General features: G+C 62.7%; 12 protein-coding genes. 5 read left to right on the top strand and 7 right to left on the bottom strand.

What is annotated here, in order from left to right:
- The first annotated feature begins 23 nt into the window (after positions 1–23).
- Positions 24–719, top strand: coding sequence for a VIT1/CCC1 transporter family protein (locus J4G43_RS05550; RefSeq protein WP_038944201.1), 696 nt, complete (start codon positions 24–26; stop codon positions 717–719).
- A 326-nt stretch (positions 720–1,045) separates the two neighbouring features.
- Here J4G43_RS05550 and J4G43_RS05545 read toward each other — a convergent pair whose 3' ends face one another.
- From J4G43_RS05545 to J4G43_RS05530, 4 genes are all read right to left on the bottom strand, one after another.
- Positions 1,046–3,664, bottom strand: a complete 2,619-nt coding sequence (locus J4G43_RS05545; protein ID WP_225004635.1) for a cation-translocating P-type ATPase — start codon at positions 3,662–3,664, stop codon at positions 1,046–1,048.
- A gap of 110 nt (positions 3,665–3,774) precedes the next feature.
- A complete protein-coding gene (locus J4G43_RS05540) occupies positions 3,775–6,060 on the bottom strand; it encodes a heavy metal translocating P-type ATPase (protein WP_208084218.1) in 2,286 nt (761 codons plus the stop codon).
- A gap of 15 nt (positions 6,061–6,075) precedes the next feature.
- A complete protein-coding gene (locus J4G43_RS05535) occupies positions 6,076–6,315 on the bottom strand; it encodes a c-type cytochrome (RefSeq protein ID WP_321576345.1) in 240 nt (79 codons plus the stop codon).
- A 128-nt stretch (positions 6,316–6,443) separates the two neighbouring features.
- Positions 6,444–6,668, bottom strand: a complete 225-nt coding sequence (locus tag J4G43_RS05530; protein WP_155257917.1) for a hypothetical protein — start codon at positions 6,666–6,668, stop codon at positions 6,444–6,446.
- Positions 6,669–6,876: 208 nt separating this feature from the next.
- Here J4G43_RS05530 and J4G43_RS05525 point away from each other — a divergent pair, with 208 nt between their 5' ends.
- Positions 6,877–7,329, top strand: a complete 453-nt coding sequence (locus J4G43_RS05525; RefSeq protein WP_028151327.1) for a pyridoxamine 5'-phosphate oxidase family protein — start codon at positions 6,877–6,879, stop codon at positions 7,327–7,329.
- Positions 7,330–7,425: 96 nt separating this feature from the next.
- Here the strand turns inward: J4G43_RS05525 and J4G43_RS05520 are convergent, their stop codons facing one another.
- Complete coding sequence (locus J4G43_RS05520; protein ID WP_225004633.1) at positions 7,426–8,130, bottom strand: hypothetical protein; 705 nt, start codon at positions 8,128–8,130, stop codon at positions 7,426–7,428.
- A gap of 630 nt (positions 8,131–8,760) precedes the next feature.
- Here J4G43_RS05520 and J4G43_RS05515 point away from each other — a divergent pair.
- From J4G43_RS05515 to J4G43_RS05505, 3 genes are all read left to right on the top strand, one after another.
- The gene (locus J4G43_RS05515) at positions 8,761–9,324 is read left to right on the top strand and encodes a hemerythrin domain-containing protein (protein ID WP_038944204.1); all 564 of its coding nucleotides are present in this window, start codon (positions 8,761–8,763) and stop codon (positions 9,322–9,324) included.
- 97 nt (positions 9,325–9,421) lie between these two features.
- Positions 9,422–9,733 (top strand): c-type cytochrome, encoded by a 312-nt coding sequence (locus tag J4G43_RS05510; RefSeq protein WP_028151330.1) that lies wholly within the window; start codon positions 9,422–9,424, stop codon positions 9,731–9,733.
- A 560-nt stretch (positions 9,734–10,293) separates the two neighbouring features.
- Positions 10,294–10,575, top strand: a complete 282-nt coding sequence (locus tag J4G43_RS05505) for a hypothetical protein (protein ID WP_028151331.1) — start codon at positions 10,294–10,296, stop codon at positions 10,573–10,575.
- Between the two features lie 242 nt (positions 10,576–10,817).
- Here the strand turns inward: J4G43_RS05505 and J4G43_RS05500 are convergent, their stop codons facing one another.
- Together J4G43_RS05500 and J4G43_RS05495 are read right to left on the bottom strand one after the other, a co-directional pair.
- Positions 10,818–12,056, bottom strand: coding sequence for an efflux RND transporter periplasmic adaptor subunit (locus J4G43_RS05500; protein ID WP_028151332.1), 1,239 nt, complete (start codon positions 12,054–12,056; stop codon positions 10,818–10,820).
- Positions 12,057–12,058: 2 nt separating this feature from the next.
- Entirely contained in the window at positions 12,059–14,422 is a 2,364-nt protein-coding gene (locus J4G43_RS05495; RefSeq protein WP_028151333.1) for an ABC transporter permease, read from the bottom strand.
- Between the last annotated feature and the right edge of the window lies 1 nt (position 14,423).

The following is a 14,423-nucleotide window of genomic DNA, read 5'->3' as shown; positions in this document are numbered from 1 at the left end:
AAACCGCAACCAGGAGCGTCCCTGTGCCAGCCACCCCTCACATAGAAAAGCACTTCACCGCCACTGGAAGCGTACGTGACGTCGTGATTGGGATGGCCGACGGCTTGACGGTCCCGTTCGCGCTGGCGGCGGGTCTTTCGGCCGCCGTCACTAGCACAGACGTGATTGTCACCGCCGGTTTGGCCGAAGTTGTCGCTGGCGCGATCGCGATGGGCCTCGGCGGGTATCTCGCTGCGCGCACCGACGCGGAACATTATGCTGCCGAGGAACAGCGCGAGCACCGTGAGATCGATCAGCTTCGCGAGCGGGAGATCGAGGAGGTGGAGCAGATCTTCCGGGAGTACGGCCTTGCAGGAGATGCGCTCAAGTCGGTCGTCGGCGCGGTCTCGGCGAATCGTCAGCGATGGGTCGACTTCATGATGCGCTTCGAACTGGGATTGGAGCGTCCGGATCCGAAGCGCGCGCCGATCAGCGCCGCGACTATCGGAGGCTCATATGTGGTCGGCGGCCTGATTCCGCTCGTGCCCTACATGTTCACTCAGAACATCGGAACGGCCCTGCAGATCTCGGTCGCCGCGACTGGCGCCGCCCTGCTTTGCTTCGGAGCCGTCAAAGGACACTTCACCGGCGTCAACAAGACCAAGTCTGCCCTGCAGACGTTGCTGGTAGGCGGATTGGCCGCCGGAGCAGCGTACTGGCTCGCCCACCTGTTCGGATAGGCCCTGTACCCTCGTCGTTCTCCCATCTCGAAGGTCAGAAACGCAGCGCGCCCACACGTTATCCGCGACTAATCAGCCAGATGACAGCCCCGATGCAGATGACGCCAATCATGTGAGGCAGCAAGTAGCTTAACATTGGCCTCACCTCAACCTCCCGAGTGTTTGCAGTTTTGGGTACGTATAGGCATCACAAGGTGCGACCTCATCAGGGTGACGCCTTAGCCGCGCAGCCCCGCCACAGTCGGCGCGCGTTCGACAAGTAATTGCATGCTTCCCCGCGGCCGAAGAAGTTTCGAAAACGAAAGGAAAAATAGCTTCCTTTGTTGCTATCGCACTCTCGCAATCCATCCGACGACCGCGCTGCCAGCTTGCGTGACGATTAGCGGCACCACGCTGAAGATAATCACGATCAACCACATTTCAGAGCTTGGAGGCGCAAGCTGCAATAAATCCGCAGCCGACGGTAGGTAGGGTGGCACAGCAAGCAGCGTTGCACATAGCAAAAGCGCGCCCCACAACCAGGAGTTCCGCGTCACCTCGTTGACCAAGAGCGGCGAGCGCGGATCACGCATGTTGAACGCGTGCCAGAGCTGGGCAAAGGCGAGCGTGAGGAACGTGATAGTGACTGTTGATCGGGCATCGAGAGCGAGCCAGGCCGACGCAGCCAGCGCCCCGAAAGTGCCTGCGGTCAACGCCGCCCCGTGCAGGACGATGGTGATCCATTGCCGGCGGCCCAGAATCGGCTCCTTTGGATCCCGCGGCGGCCGCTTGAGGATGCCCTCCTCGCCCTCGCCCATGGCAAGCGCGAAAGCGGGGAATACGTCCGTCACCAGATTGAGATACAGAATTTGCAGCGGCAGGAGTGGCAAAGGAAGCGCCAGCGACACGGCGAGGCCGACCGCCAACACCTCGCTGAGATTGCAGGACAAGAGGTAGGCGACGAAGCGACGGATATTGGCGAAAATCACGCGCCCCTCGTGGATCGCCTTGATGATGGTTGGAAACGCATCGTCGAGCAGGATCATGGCAGCCGCTTCGCGCGCGACATCGGTGCCGCGCAAGCCCATCGCCACTCCGATATCGGCCTGCCGCAGAGCGGGGGCGTCATTCACCCCGTCCCCCGTCATGGCGACAATCTCGCCCGCAGCCTGATACGTCCGAACGAGAGCGAGTTTTTCATCTGGCGTTACTCTCGCGAAAATTCCGATGTCTTGGAGGGCAGGCTGCCCGGTTTCAATCATCTGCCTGATATTCTTGCCCTCCATGACATTCGAAACGTTCTCCCCAAGACCGACGGCTCGACCGATACTTTTCGCCGTCACCACGTGATCGCCCGTGACCATGACAACGCGAATTCCCGATTGCCGGCAGTCCTGGATGGCCGGTGGCACGTCGGCCCGGGCGGGGTCTTCCAAGCCGACAAGACCAGCAAGCACCAGCCTGTCATAGGGTGCGGCATCGGCCACCTGGTCGATTCTCGTCGCGCAGGCGAGCACCCGCAGGCCGTCATGGCCGAGCCGATCGGCTCGGCTGAGCCACTCCGCTCGCATGGTGTCATCAAGCGCGACCTCGCCATTGCCGACGGCTACGCGCGTCGTCGCCGCCAGGACCGCCTCGGGCGCCCCCTTCACGGCGATCAGTACACCCTCCCCATGCTCATGAACGGTCGCCATCATCTTGGCGAGGGGATCAAAAGCATGCTTGCGCACGACGCCGCGCCCCTCCAGCAAGGTTGTCCGCCTGAAGCCGGCGCGTAGCCCAGCACGCAGAAGCGCGATCTCCATGGGATCGCCACTGCCGCGCTCCTCGGGACCATCGAGATGCGCGTCGTTGCATAGAACCGCGATCCGGAGCAATTCGGCCGCCTGCGGATCGCCTGCGACCTGCTGACCCTCGCCCCCCTCTGGAGCGCCGGTCCCGAACTCGATCTCGCCTGAGGGTGTGCAGAGCCGTCGCACCGTCATCCGATTTTCGGTCAGGGTACCGGTCTTGTCGGTGAGAACGACCGTTGTCGCCCCAAGCGTCTCGACTGCCGAGAGACGTTCGATCAGTGCATTTTGCTGTGCCATGCGCCACATGCCACGGGCAAGCGCAAGCGTCGCGACGATGGGGAGACCTTCCGGAATCGCGGCGACGGCGAGCGCGATGGCCGCCTCGATCATCAGGAGAGGGTCTTTGCCACTCAATAGACCAATGCCACCGATGATGGCGGCGACAGCGATAGTCGCCCAGACGAGTTGCACCGACAGACGCTCGAGCTTGCGCTCAAGGGGTGAATGACCCGGATCGGCCTCGAGAACTAGCCGCGTCACCCGCCCGAGCTCCGTGATGATTCCGGTCGCGACCACGACACCAGCGCCGGTGCCGCGCGTAATCGCGGTGCCCTTGAACGCCATCGACGCGCGATCGCCGAGACGGGTGTCTGCGCTGACCGGCTCGAACTGCTTGTCGACGGCGACGGATTCTCCGGTCAGCGACGACTCGTCCGTTGAAAGCCGAGATGTCTCGATAAGGCGCAGGTCGGCCGATACGGCATCACCAGCTTCCAAGACCACGACATCGCCCGGAACGAGCTCCTCGGCCGGGATCACATGAACCCGCCCCTCGCGTCGGACACGGGCGGTCCGCGTGCCGAGCGCGCGCAAAGCCTCGATCGATCGGACCGCCTTCAACTCGGTCACGAACCCGATCAGCGTGTTGATGGCAAGCACCGCAAAGATGGCGCTGCCCTCCTCGAGTTCGCCGAAATAAAACGCCAGGCCGGCTGCGCCGCTCAGGAGATAGACGACTGGACTCTTGAACTGGTGCACCAGCAGGCGCAGCACGCCGGCTGAACGCCGCGAGGCGATGGTGTTCGCACCGAAATGCTTTCTCCGTGCGTTGACCTCGGCTTCGGACAGCCCCTCCGTGCCGGTCACCCGGAACTGCCCGAGCAGTTCCGTCACGGACAGAGCATGCGGAAATTTCGGGAGTATCAGCGGGCCAACGACTTCCTTCTTCGCGATGGCTAACCTCCTTTGCGCCCGAACGGACATATTGTGTCGCTAAGCCGGGCCTAAGCCGCCACGGCTTCGTAGATGTCCTCTTCCTGAGCCGTGTGCATGCGCACTAGCGTCTCGATGGCCTCGATCACCCGTTGCGCATCTCGCACGATATAGCGGTCGATTTTCTCCGAGGGCATGTCCTCGACGATTCGGCTGAGCAGCCGGGCAAGATGCAATATCTCCCGATGGGCGCGGCTCATGGCTGAGAGGCCATGGCGCTCGCGCAGCACCTGCGCAAGCTTCGGATAGACGCTGTCTTCGTCGTCGCGCTCGTGTTTCACGACGCTGCTCTGAACCAGCCGCTGGGCCTCCCCGATCAACGTCCCGGCCAATTCGGGCGTCACGTCGTCCAGGGCATCGACGATTTTGCGCAGCCGGTCCAGGTCCCTCAACAAGGTCTGATGATCGTGACGCAATGTCAGCCCCTGCTCCGGGGTGATGCGACGGCCACCAGCGCCGAGGGCCGGAGTGAGCGCGCGTAGCGCGTTCAGAATAACGGCGACATCGATCACCTCCTGCGTAATCGCCGCCGGCACCGGGGCGAGCCAACCCAGAGTGGCAGCGACCATCGCGACGAGCGACAACCCCATGCCGACGACAATACTTTGCAGGGCAATCCGCCGCGCCCGCTGCGCAATGAGGATCGCCTCGCCCACGCGGTCGAGGCGGTCAGCCAGGATCACCACATCGGCCGCCTCAGACGAAGCGCTGGCGCCCCGCGCCCCGAGCGCGACCCCGACGTCGGCTACGGCCAGCGCCGGGGCGTCGTTGATACCATCGCCGACCATGATGGTCGGACGCAGCCGTTGCTCGCCCCGCACCGCCTCGACTTTGTCGGAAGGGACGCGATCGGCCAGCACGGCATCGAGGTCGAGTGCCGCACCGATGGCCTGCGCCGCCGCGGCGCGATCGCCGGTGACCATCACCATGCGCGCGACGCCCGCATCGCGCAGCAGCCGGATAGCCCGCGGCGTATCGGCGCGCAGCTCGTCCGCCAGAAGCAACGCACCGATTGTACGCCCATCCACGGCGACAAAGACGATCAACGCCGAGCGCCACGAGGCGCGCCGAATTGCTCGCAGCTCCCACGGCGACAGCTCTGAATTCGAGGGTAACATCTGTCGCGCGCCGGCCATGACCTGCTGTCCATCGATCAGGCCGCTCATACCGGAGCCCATCGCCTCCTTGACCTGTTCGGGTGCTTTCAGCTCGAGGCCGCGCTCGACGGCCGCCGCCACCACGGTCTTGGCAAGCACGTGATGCGAAGCCTGCTCAAGCGATGCCCCGAGCCTGAGAACCTCATCCGGGTCCCCTCCCGGTGCAACCTCGATCGAAAGCAACCGCGCCCCTCCGACGGTCAGGGTGCCCGTTTTATCGAACAGCACCGTATGCGCGCGCGCCAGCGCCTCCAGCGCCCCACTGCCCTTGGCCAGGATGCCGCGGCGCGCCGCTTGCGCGACGCCGGCAATGAAAGCGACCGGCGCAGCCAAGATCAGCGGGCAAGGCGTCGCCGCCACCAGCACGGCGAGACTGCGGGTCAGATCTCCCGAGATGCGCCACGCCACGAAGGCGATGACGAGCGTCACCGGTAGAAGGATCAGAGCATAGCGATCGGCCATCCGTATAAAGGGAGCCTTTGCCGTCTGCGCCGCCGTCACCATACGCACGATGCCAGCGTAGGTGCTCTCGCCGGCCGGCGCAGTCACGGTCAATTCGAAAGTCTCACCCGCGTTCAGCGAACCTGACAGAACGGCACTCCCACGCGCTTTTTCGACCGGGATTGGTTCGCCAGTAACGGCGGACTCGTCGATGGTGGCCAAAGCCGAGCCTACGATTCCGTCGACCGGAATGATCTCACCGGCCCGGACCAGGAGTCCTTCGCCGACCGATATTGCATCAACCGGAACATCTTCAATCCGTTCGCCGCTCTTGCGATGGGCCTGGCGCGGAGCACGATCCACCAGCGACCGCAGGTCGCGCTCCGCGCGAGCGACCGCGATGTCTTCCAGCACGTTGCCGCCGGAATACATCAACGCGACCACGGCCCCTGCAAGCGGTTGGCCAAGGGCTAACGCCGCGCTCATGGACAACAGCGCAATAGCGTCCACACCAAGGCGACCGCTCAGTAGATCCCTGACGATCGAGACCGCCAGTCCTCCTATCACGGGCGCCGTGCCGATTGCCCATGCGAGGCCGGCCAGATCAGGCCGACCCGCGGCTCGCGCAAGAATACCCGCGGTCAATCCCGCGATTGCGATCGCAACCAGGGCCCATCGCAGAACCCGCTCAAACGACATGGTCTCATTCCGCAGCTACTTGCGTCCCGGTTTAGGTGGTTCCTGAATTGATTTCATGTAGTTCAGAGCTGCTATCGCATCTTCCCTGTTGAAGCGGAAGGTCGGCATCGAGGGATGAATGCTGCTGTAGCCCTCCTGCAGTCGCTCCAGGAAGTCGCTATCGTAGAGCTTGGTTTCGCTAAAGCTGCGAAAGGGCGGCGCTTGCCTGTTAGGACTTGCCCCGGTCCTGCCAACAGAGTGACAGCGTGCGCACATTCTTTGTAGCAACTCTTTACCATGTTGCTGTTCCTCGTCGAGCGCGCGGGCGCCGGTGCTCGACCAGAGAACTATTGTCGAAAGTATCAGTAAGCATCGCATCGTCGCAGTCGTTCCCGCGAAACAGTTCACCAGCGCGAGGTTGTCTTGCCGTAAACATAGAGCGCAACCAACCCGACGGTCACCGCCGTCGAGAAGATCAAAATATTTCGATCCCAATCGACTCGCTCCTTCTCGACTCTTCTAAAAGCCAAGGCCGTAAATAGAGCCTTCAGGGCAACTCGGCGCATCAGAGCAGCCCTCCCTACTCGCACGATGTCACCGCTGTTAAAAGCCAGCTTGATGCAGCTCAACGAGTCAGCTCGGTGGATGGGTCCGCTATAGCGACAAACGTACCCGCCAAATAGCAGCGCCTCCTCCGGGAGCATTGGCACAATTGCCCTCAGGCGTATGAATAGGCCGACTGCGCCCAGACTTGGCGGCCGGCTTCATTGATACTTGACCTGCCTCAAAACGCGCCCGCGGCTCGGGAGCTAAACTGGTCTAAATCAGAGGCGACCAATGGACGAAAAGTTCAGGCGGAACATCCTTCGGCTTTTGAATCAGCACCGGACCACGAGGATCGCTACGGTACGACCTGACGGCTGGCCCCAGGTGACCACCGTCGGCTACGCCAACGATGGACTCGTCATCTACTTTCTTTGCGGAGCGGACAGCCAGAAGGCCGCCAACCTTGCGAGGGACGATCGGGTCTCGCTAACGGTGGACGACGATCCCGCCCAGGTGATGGACATCGCGGGTCTATCGATGGCGGCACGTGCGAAGCTTGTGACGGATCCCGCCGAATTCGAAAAAGCCTTGCGGCTCTTGATCTCGCGATATCCGAACCAGAAAGGCCTCGATCTCCCCATGCCGAAAACATCCGAGGTCTGCGTCTTTCGCCTGACACCCACGATCGTCTCGCTGCTGGACTACTCAAGGGGATTTGGACATACCGACCTTATCGCGTGCTAAAGAGCTGCGACCGATGCTCTCTCGAACTTTATCCTTAGCCTAAAGCCTCAGGATTAGAAGGCAGATCGGCCCAAACCGTGACCGTAAGCTGAGGTCTTAGCGAGCCCGGTCGGCTTGCAAGGTCTCGAAGAACGCCACGATCGCGTCAATCTGGTATTCGACGAGCTTTGGCTTGAGCATTGCCTGGTTCGGGCCCACGCGACGGTGGTTTGACGTCAATAGTTGTCGGAGATCGTTGGCTGAAAAAGATGGGCGGCTGGCAATTTCGCTGAAGCTTGGCGCGGGGAAACGAAAGGCCGGCGTCTCCATTGAAGAATCCGAGATGACGTGACAGAGGCCGCAGGCCCCGTGGGCGAGCGCGCGCCCCTGCGCGATCTGATCCGCGAACAGCTGATCGCTGAACGGCGAGTTGGCCGGCACCTGGATGGTGATCGAACCGAATCCGCTGGCCCGGTGGCAGGCGTTGCATCCGTTCGTGATATCCGAATAAGCCTTGGCGAAAGCTGCACCATCTTTCTGTTGGATGGCGCGATCCAGAGCTTGCAGCTGTTCGGTGGCTTGGGATGATCGCAAGCTTTCGGAGGGAGACGGCATTGCCCTCCGCAAATTTATCTGGATCTGTCGAAGCTCATAATTCGCCAAATCCCAGTTGCTGAACTTTCCGGCAAACCACAACTTGATGTGTTGGAATTGCAGCGCGATCATGAGGTCGGATAGTTGGGTTGACGTGCTGCCGGCAGGCAAATTCACCTGTGCTCCCGCATTGAATGGCGGAAGCATCGCAGCAATCGCGGCGATCATCAGAGTCCGTAACTTCATGGCAGCGCTTGAAATGGATGGGGCACGATAGCATCCCTGTGGAGCGGATCGGGCCTATTTGATCAGACAAGCAGGTTCGTAAAGAATGGTTGGGTGATGTCGGCAGCTGACGACTCCGTCCCGTCCGACTCGACAGCGGTGACAAATTCGCTTTTACAATTCCAGCAGCGCCAGAGCTCTTGGGCTTCCTGAGCAGTAATGCGTTCGTGCCACTCGAGGTGCACTAACCCGGAACCACAGCGAGGGCATTTTTCGTTGTGTAGTGCTGAGACCGGTGCCATATGGAACCTCCCTCATGTCCGGTGCGCAGCATGCGATGTTGGCAGTATGGCGAAATGATCTAGATCAACGATTTGCTCGCTCTCCGGCAGCTGACGTAGAGGCGCAGTCCTCGACCACATGACTTCTATTTAGAAGCACCTAATCCAAAACAATCGATCCCGGCTTCGTGTACGGTCTCCTGATGGCGTGCGGCTGGTCGCCGAGCCTGCCCGGGCAAAGCTCATTTCAGCGCGTGGCTGCATGCTAAATCTGACCAGATTTGATCTGTCGCAAAGCAGATACGGGCCAGAGGATCATTCTTCAAAACGGTTCACTCAGTGGGGTGTTGCCATGATCATCGAACGCCTATCCCAAGAGCATCGCAATATCGAAACGCTGCTCGCCATCCTCGAGCGGGAACTCGAGGTGTTCGACCGCGGAGAACGTCCCGACTACGAGGTCATTCGCGCGGTGATTAGCTATTTCGAAGTCTACCCGGAAGTTTATCACCATCCCCAGGAAGACCGCGTCTTTGCCAAGCTAAAAACACGCGATCCAGCTGCTGCTGCGAAGGTCGGTGATCTGGCTCGCGAACACCAGAAAGGGGCCCAGCTTTTAGGCCGCGTCGCTCGGGCGGTCGACAACGTACTCGCAGATCGGGAAATCCTTCGTGAAAATGTGGATATCATCGTTCGCGATTTTATCGCGCACGAGCGCCGTCACGTGATGATGGAAGATCGCGATTTCTTTCCCGCTGCGCTTAATGCACTCAAGCCACAGGATTGGACCGAGATCGCCTCGGCGGAAACCGGTCTTAAGGATCCGCTGTTCAGCGATGTTGCCGAAGAGCGGTTCGATGCGCTACGCGCACATATTCTGCGGCTGGAGCAAGAGGCTGAAGCCGAACGAAAGTAGCCGCGTTTTCTCTGGCCATAAGGTTCCTAATAGCGAATACGCCGACCAAATGCAGAAGGGCTGATAAGCCATCTAGCCGAAACGTAAAAGACCTACTATGTCCGAAGCACTCAAATCCTCCTTCTTGGTATTGCTCGTGTTCGCGATTCTGGCGCAATCCGCGGTGGCCGATCCCCAACACGGCAAGGACATCGCAAAACGCTGGTGCTCAATCTGTCATGTCGTCGAGTCCGGCCAGACGAGTGCCATCGACCATGCGCCGCCATTCAGCCAAATCGCGCGAATGCCCGAGTTCGATCAGAACAAACTCGCGTTCCTGCTGCTCAAGCCGCACCCCAATATGCCAAGCCTGTCGCTCCAGCGATCAGAAATATCGGATTTGGCCGAGTACATCCGCTCACTCAAGTAAGAAAAGCCGAAACGCATCGGCGTGGTTGAGGTATGCTGCGCGTTGAGTTGATCAGGGACCTCGCGACCGAGCTCCAGAAGAGGAAGCTATTTGCAAGGCGTTCCCTCTTTCGACTTGGCAGCACAGTTCGTGTTTCTGTCCGCCGGCTACGCAAGGACGATCTTGTTTGCGCGGCCCTGCCGTCCTCATCGTGGCTTGAGGCAGGTCAAGGCTAACCGCCGGCTCGAGCCTATACTTAAATTGCACCGAATGGCATTCGCGCGCGCCGGTGCCGTTACGGTTGCGGAGCCTCGGACTCCTTGGATCTTCGACCGCGACCATGGGTCGGCTCCTAGAGCAGCTCCGTCGGCCCGTTCGGTAGCACTACGGGCGGCCCTGCCGGTTGGACCGCCGAAGCCCTGAACTGAACGAAAGTGGAAATCGGCCGCGGCGCTCCTTCTGGAAGCCGGGGCTGACTTGCATCCGGGCGGTGCAAGCCGGGGCAACCGGCTGTGGCAGGCGAGGCCCGTCTGCCGACTAACAAAAGGGTGCAATCGGGGGCACTCGAGCAGGAGAACCGTATGATGTCCGCCAACCTTCACACGGACGACCTCGCTGCAGTCGTGCGTTATGCACTCGAGACCACCCGGGCCACGATGGTCTGCCCTTTCCATGAGGAGGTGGTCATCCGCGTGGGTGACGATGCCGCCGAGAGCCATGCCTTCGAACGCGCCAAACGAATCGTTAGGAGCGATGGTGAGGCCTGGCCATCGGACGCTCTCAGGGAAGAGTTCGGCCGTCAGCTCGGCACCGCCGAGGACGGTCGGTGCCCGGAGTGCGATCGGCACGATCCGCTCGACTAGCCGTGCGCGGAGCAGGTGCTGCCGCGGAGCCACCGCTCGTTCAGGTCGCCAAAAGCGAGCGCAGCCAGACCAGTCTCAAGATCGCTCTCTCGGCGAATGGCTGCAGGATTGGACGCGCTCGGCATAGTGGTGCGAACAGCGACGGCCACTGGACCGGATGCGGCGTTCTGCGTGCACGATGGCGCCGAGGAACGCTATATCGCTGCATGCTACTGCAATTTGAAGGTCTGAGGCACGTCTACTTATGGTACGCCTCGCTGCGCAATCCTGCTTCCGTCGGCAATTCGGTCGCTCGGATGTACGACGACCTGATCCCCCTCAGTCAATCCAGACATCACCTCGGCGAACCGATTGTTGCGGTGACCAATCTGGACTGGCTTGGCCCGCGCACGGCCGTTCTCATCGGCAAAAACGGCCCATTGATCAGCCTGTCGGAATAGGGCGCTTACCGGCACAGCCACGACGCCCTGAGCGCTCCAAGTGGTCACGTGGACGACCACACGGTAGTCGTGTCCCAGTTGCGACCAAGCCTGCGGCGGGTCACTGAAGTCGATGGTCACACGTACCCGCTGTTCCTCGATGCCGAGCGCCGAGATCTTGAGGAAGCCGGCGGGATCCACACGCACCACCTTTCCCGTGATCGGCGCCCCGCCCCAGCCGTCGATCCAGACCGGCGCGCCGGCCTTGATCTGCACCGCGTCGGTCGAGAGCAGGTCGGCCACGACCTCCAGATCGAGAGGGTTGCCGATGTCGACAAGGGGCGCGCCGGGCAGGACCGTCGCCTCGCTGTCCTGGATGATCTTCAGGACACGTCCGCTCGCCGGCGCGAGCACCCGGACGCAGCAGGTCGGCTCCGCTGATGGATTCGTGCTGGCGGGATCGATGAGCCGGGCGGCCAGGCTGGTCCGCACCGCGCGACGCATCTCGACCTGGGCCTTGGCGCTCGCCAAATTGGCCTCGCTCGTCGCCACCTCGAATTTCGCCTTGTCGAAGGCCTGAGCCGAGGTCGACTGCGTCCGCAGCAGCGTCTGCGCCCGTTGGAATTCGGTCCGCGAGAAGTCCAGCGCGGCTTCGATCCGCCTCACCTCGGCCTCCTGCTGCTGGATGGCGGCATCCGCCGCGAGGACCTCCGCCTGAAGCTGGTCGCGCGAGCGCACGTCGATGAAGCCCGGCAGAGTCGGCTGCATCAGGGCGATGACGGTCTGGTTGGCCACGACCTCGTCGCCGACGTGGAGCGAAGGGCCCTGTTCGCCGAGCGGATGCGAAATCCTCAGCACTTTTCCGGCGATCGGCGCCGAGACGGTGTAGACGTGGCGGACGTGGGTCTTGCCGTCGTCGTCCGCCGTGACTTCGATGGGCCCCTTCGCGACGGTCGCAAGGTCAACCAGAACGGGCCGGGGCCAGGCGAACCAGGCCAGCCCTCCCGCTATCGCGGCCAGGGCCGCGGCGCCGATCATGCGTTTGGTCCACTTTGCCGGCATGGCTAGTCTCGCGTCTTGAGGACCGCGACGAGGTCCAGGTTGTCGATGCGCTGGCGGATGACCGCAGCGGAAGCGATGGCCGCCAGTACCACGACGGAGGTGGCGACCACGTAGGTCGAATGCTCGACGACGAGGCGGACGCGCATCAGTTCGCCGGCGAGGTTCGTCTTCATGACCCAAGCGAGCCCATAGCCCATCAGCCACCCGGGCGGCTGCGCGATCAGGGTCAGGATCGCGAGCTCGAGCAGCAGGATGCGCAGCACCTCGCCGCGCGTGAAGCCGAGCACGCGAAGGCTGGCCAATTCCCGCGCCCGTTCGGACAGCGAGATGCGGGCGTTGTTGTAGACGACGCCGAAGGCGATCACGGCGGCGAGGCCGGTATAGATGCTTGCCATCGTGGTGACGAGGAGTGCGACGGTCTTGCGGAAGTTCGCCAGCGAGACGCGCTGCAGCGCCACGCCTCCGACCGTCGGCATGGACTTCACCGCCGCGTAGAAGTCCTCCTTGCGGTTCTCGTCGAGGCTGAGGTTCACGCTGTTCACGACGGGCGCCTCGCGCATCAACTTGCCGAGCGCCCTGATATCCATCATCCCCCTGATGCCGAAATAGTCCTCGACGGTCGCCACGATCGGCATGCTGACCGTGCGACGGGCGCCCTCCAGCAGGTCGACCTCGACCGTGTCCCCGGCCCCCACCCCGAGGATGTGCCCGAGCATGGCGGAGATGGCGAGGCCTGTCCCGGGGAGCGCGACTGGCCGAAGATCAGCATCGATGATGCGCCTCAGATCGGCGTCAGTGGGCCGGCCGCTGATGGTGATCCTGCGTTCGACGTTGCCATGGCGGATCCGGACAGGCACCTCACGAAACGGCTCGGCCGTCAGCACGCCCGGCAGCCGATTCACCTGCTGCACGACGTTCTCGATCCGCTTCTCGGCGAAACCGATGGTCGCGTCCTGCCGGTCGGCGAGGAAGTAGGTCACGTCGATCAGTTGCTCCATGGTGTCGCGCGTGAACAGCGAGACAACCAGGATCGCGGTCGCAAGCGCCATCCCAAGCGCCGTGAAGGCCGCCCGGACCGGATGGCGCGCGATGTTGCGGATCATCATCAGCGTCGGCTGCGACACGACCTGGTCGAGCTGGATGCTCGCCGGGAGCAGCCGTCGGTACACCGGAGGAGCCGGCGGTTGCATCGCGACGGCGGGCGGCAGCTTGACCACCTCGCGCAGCGCCCGCAGCGCGCCGATCGCGGCGGCGGCCGCGCTGAGCGCGCCGGCGGTGACGTACAGGTCCGGCGCCTTCGCGAACACCAGGAACGGGAAGTGGAAGAAGTCGCCGAACAGCGCCGTGACGCGCAAGCCCAGCCACGTGCCGGCGACGCCGCCCAGGATGACTCCGATCACGACGATCAGCGCCACGAACTTGAAGTAGTGCAGCACGATGGTCCTGTCGGCGTAGCCCAGCGCCTTCAGGAGCCCGATCTGCTCGCGCTCGAGCGCGACCAGCCGGGTCAGGGTGAGATTGACCAGGAAGGCGGCGACCAGAAGGAATATCGGCGGCAGCGTGCGGCTCATGTTGTTGAGCATGTCGAGCTCATGATCGAGCCAGGCGTGCGAGGTCTGGTCCTTCCGGCCATGGGCCGCCTGCCCGCCATAGGGGTCGAGCAGGGCGTCGAGGCGCGAGATCACCTCGCGCTCGGAGGCGCCCGGCTGCAGCTTGACCGACACCGCCGAGAAGGCACCGTCGAGATCGTAGACGCCGGCGAGCGCCTTCTCCGACATCCAGACGATCGCGTAGCGGCGATCATCCGGCATCAGGTCGCCCGGTCCGACCGTGTAGACGAACTCGGGTGACAGCGCGGTGCCGACGATGACGAGTTCGCGCTTTTTGCCGTTCAGGATGGCCGAGAACCGCGCCCCTTCCGAGAAGCCGTGAGCACGGGCGAACGGCTCGTTAACGACGACCTCCTCAGTCCGCCCCGGCTCCGGAGGCCGTCCGGAACGCACGTAGAGACGGTTGAGATGCGGCTCGCCGCTGTCGGGCAGCGAAACGAACTGCCCGCTGGCCGGCTCGGAGAAGCTTGGGATGTCGAGCAACGCCTGCTTGGCGATGCGCGTGTCGACGGCGGCGACGCCCGGAATCTCGCCTATCCTGTCGGCGAGCGCCTTGGGTGCCCGCTTCGCCTGGGCGAACACATCGCCGAAGCCGTAACGTTCGTAGTACGCGATCCGTGTCTCTTCCAAGGAGCGATGCGATCCGACGGCGAGCACCAGCGTCGCAACCCCGCCGCCGACGACCAGCGCGACGGCGAGGACCTGCGCCCAGAGCCGCCTGACGTCCCGAAACAGCTTGATGTCGAGCGCTCTCATG

It is taken from the genome of Bradyrhizobium barranii subsp. barranii (genome assembly GCF_017565645.3).
Lineage (GTDB): Bacteria > Pseudomonadota > Alphaproteobacteria > Rhizobiales > Xanthobacteraceae > Bradyrhizobium > Bradyrhizobium barranii.
The sequence above is the reverse complement of the archived record's forward strand: the minus strand, read 5'-3'. Positions and strand labels throughout refer to the sequence as shown.

Bases quoted from the DNA above. Each gene is read 5' to 3' on its own strand.
- J4G43_RS05520 (WP_225004633.1), bottom strand. From the start codon at position 8,130: ATGATCGCCGCGATTGCTGCGATGCTTCCGCCATTCAATGCGGGAGCA.
- J4G43_RS05510 (WP_028151330.1), top strand. From the start codon at position 9,422: ATGTCCGAAGCACTCAAATCCTCCTTCTTGGTATTGCTCGTGTTCGCG.
- J4G43_RS05500 (WP_028151332.1), bottom strand. From the start codon at position 12,056: ATGCCGGCAAAGTGGACCAAACGCATGATCGGCGCCGCGGCCCTGGCC.
- J4G43_RS05525 (WP_028151327.1), top strand. From the start codon at position 6,877: ATGGACGAAAAGTTCAGGCGGAACATCCTTCGGCTTTTGAATCAGCAC.
- J4G43_RS05540 (WP_208084218.1), bottom strand. From the start codon at position 6,060: ATGTCGTTTGAGCGGGTTCTGCGATGGGCCCTGGTTGCGATCGCAATC.
- J4G43_RS05515 (WP_038944204.1), top strand. From the start codon at position 8,761: ATGATCATCGAACGCCTATCCCAAGAGCATCGCAATATCGAAACGCTG.
- J4G43_RS05535 (WP_321576345.1), bottom strand. From the start codon at position 6,315: ATGTGCGCACGCTGTCACTCTGTTGGCAGGACCGGGGCAAGTCCTAAC.
- J4G43_RS05495 (WP_028151333.1), bottom strand. From the start codon at position 14,422: ATGAGAGCGCTCGACATCAAGCTGTTTCGGGACGTCAGGCGGCTCTGG.
- J4G43_RS05505 (WP_028151331.1), top strand. From the start codon at position 10,294: ATGATGTCCGCCAACCTTCACACGGACGACCTCGCTGCAGTCGTGCGT.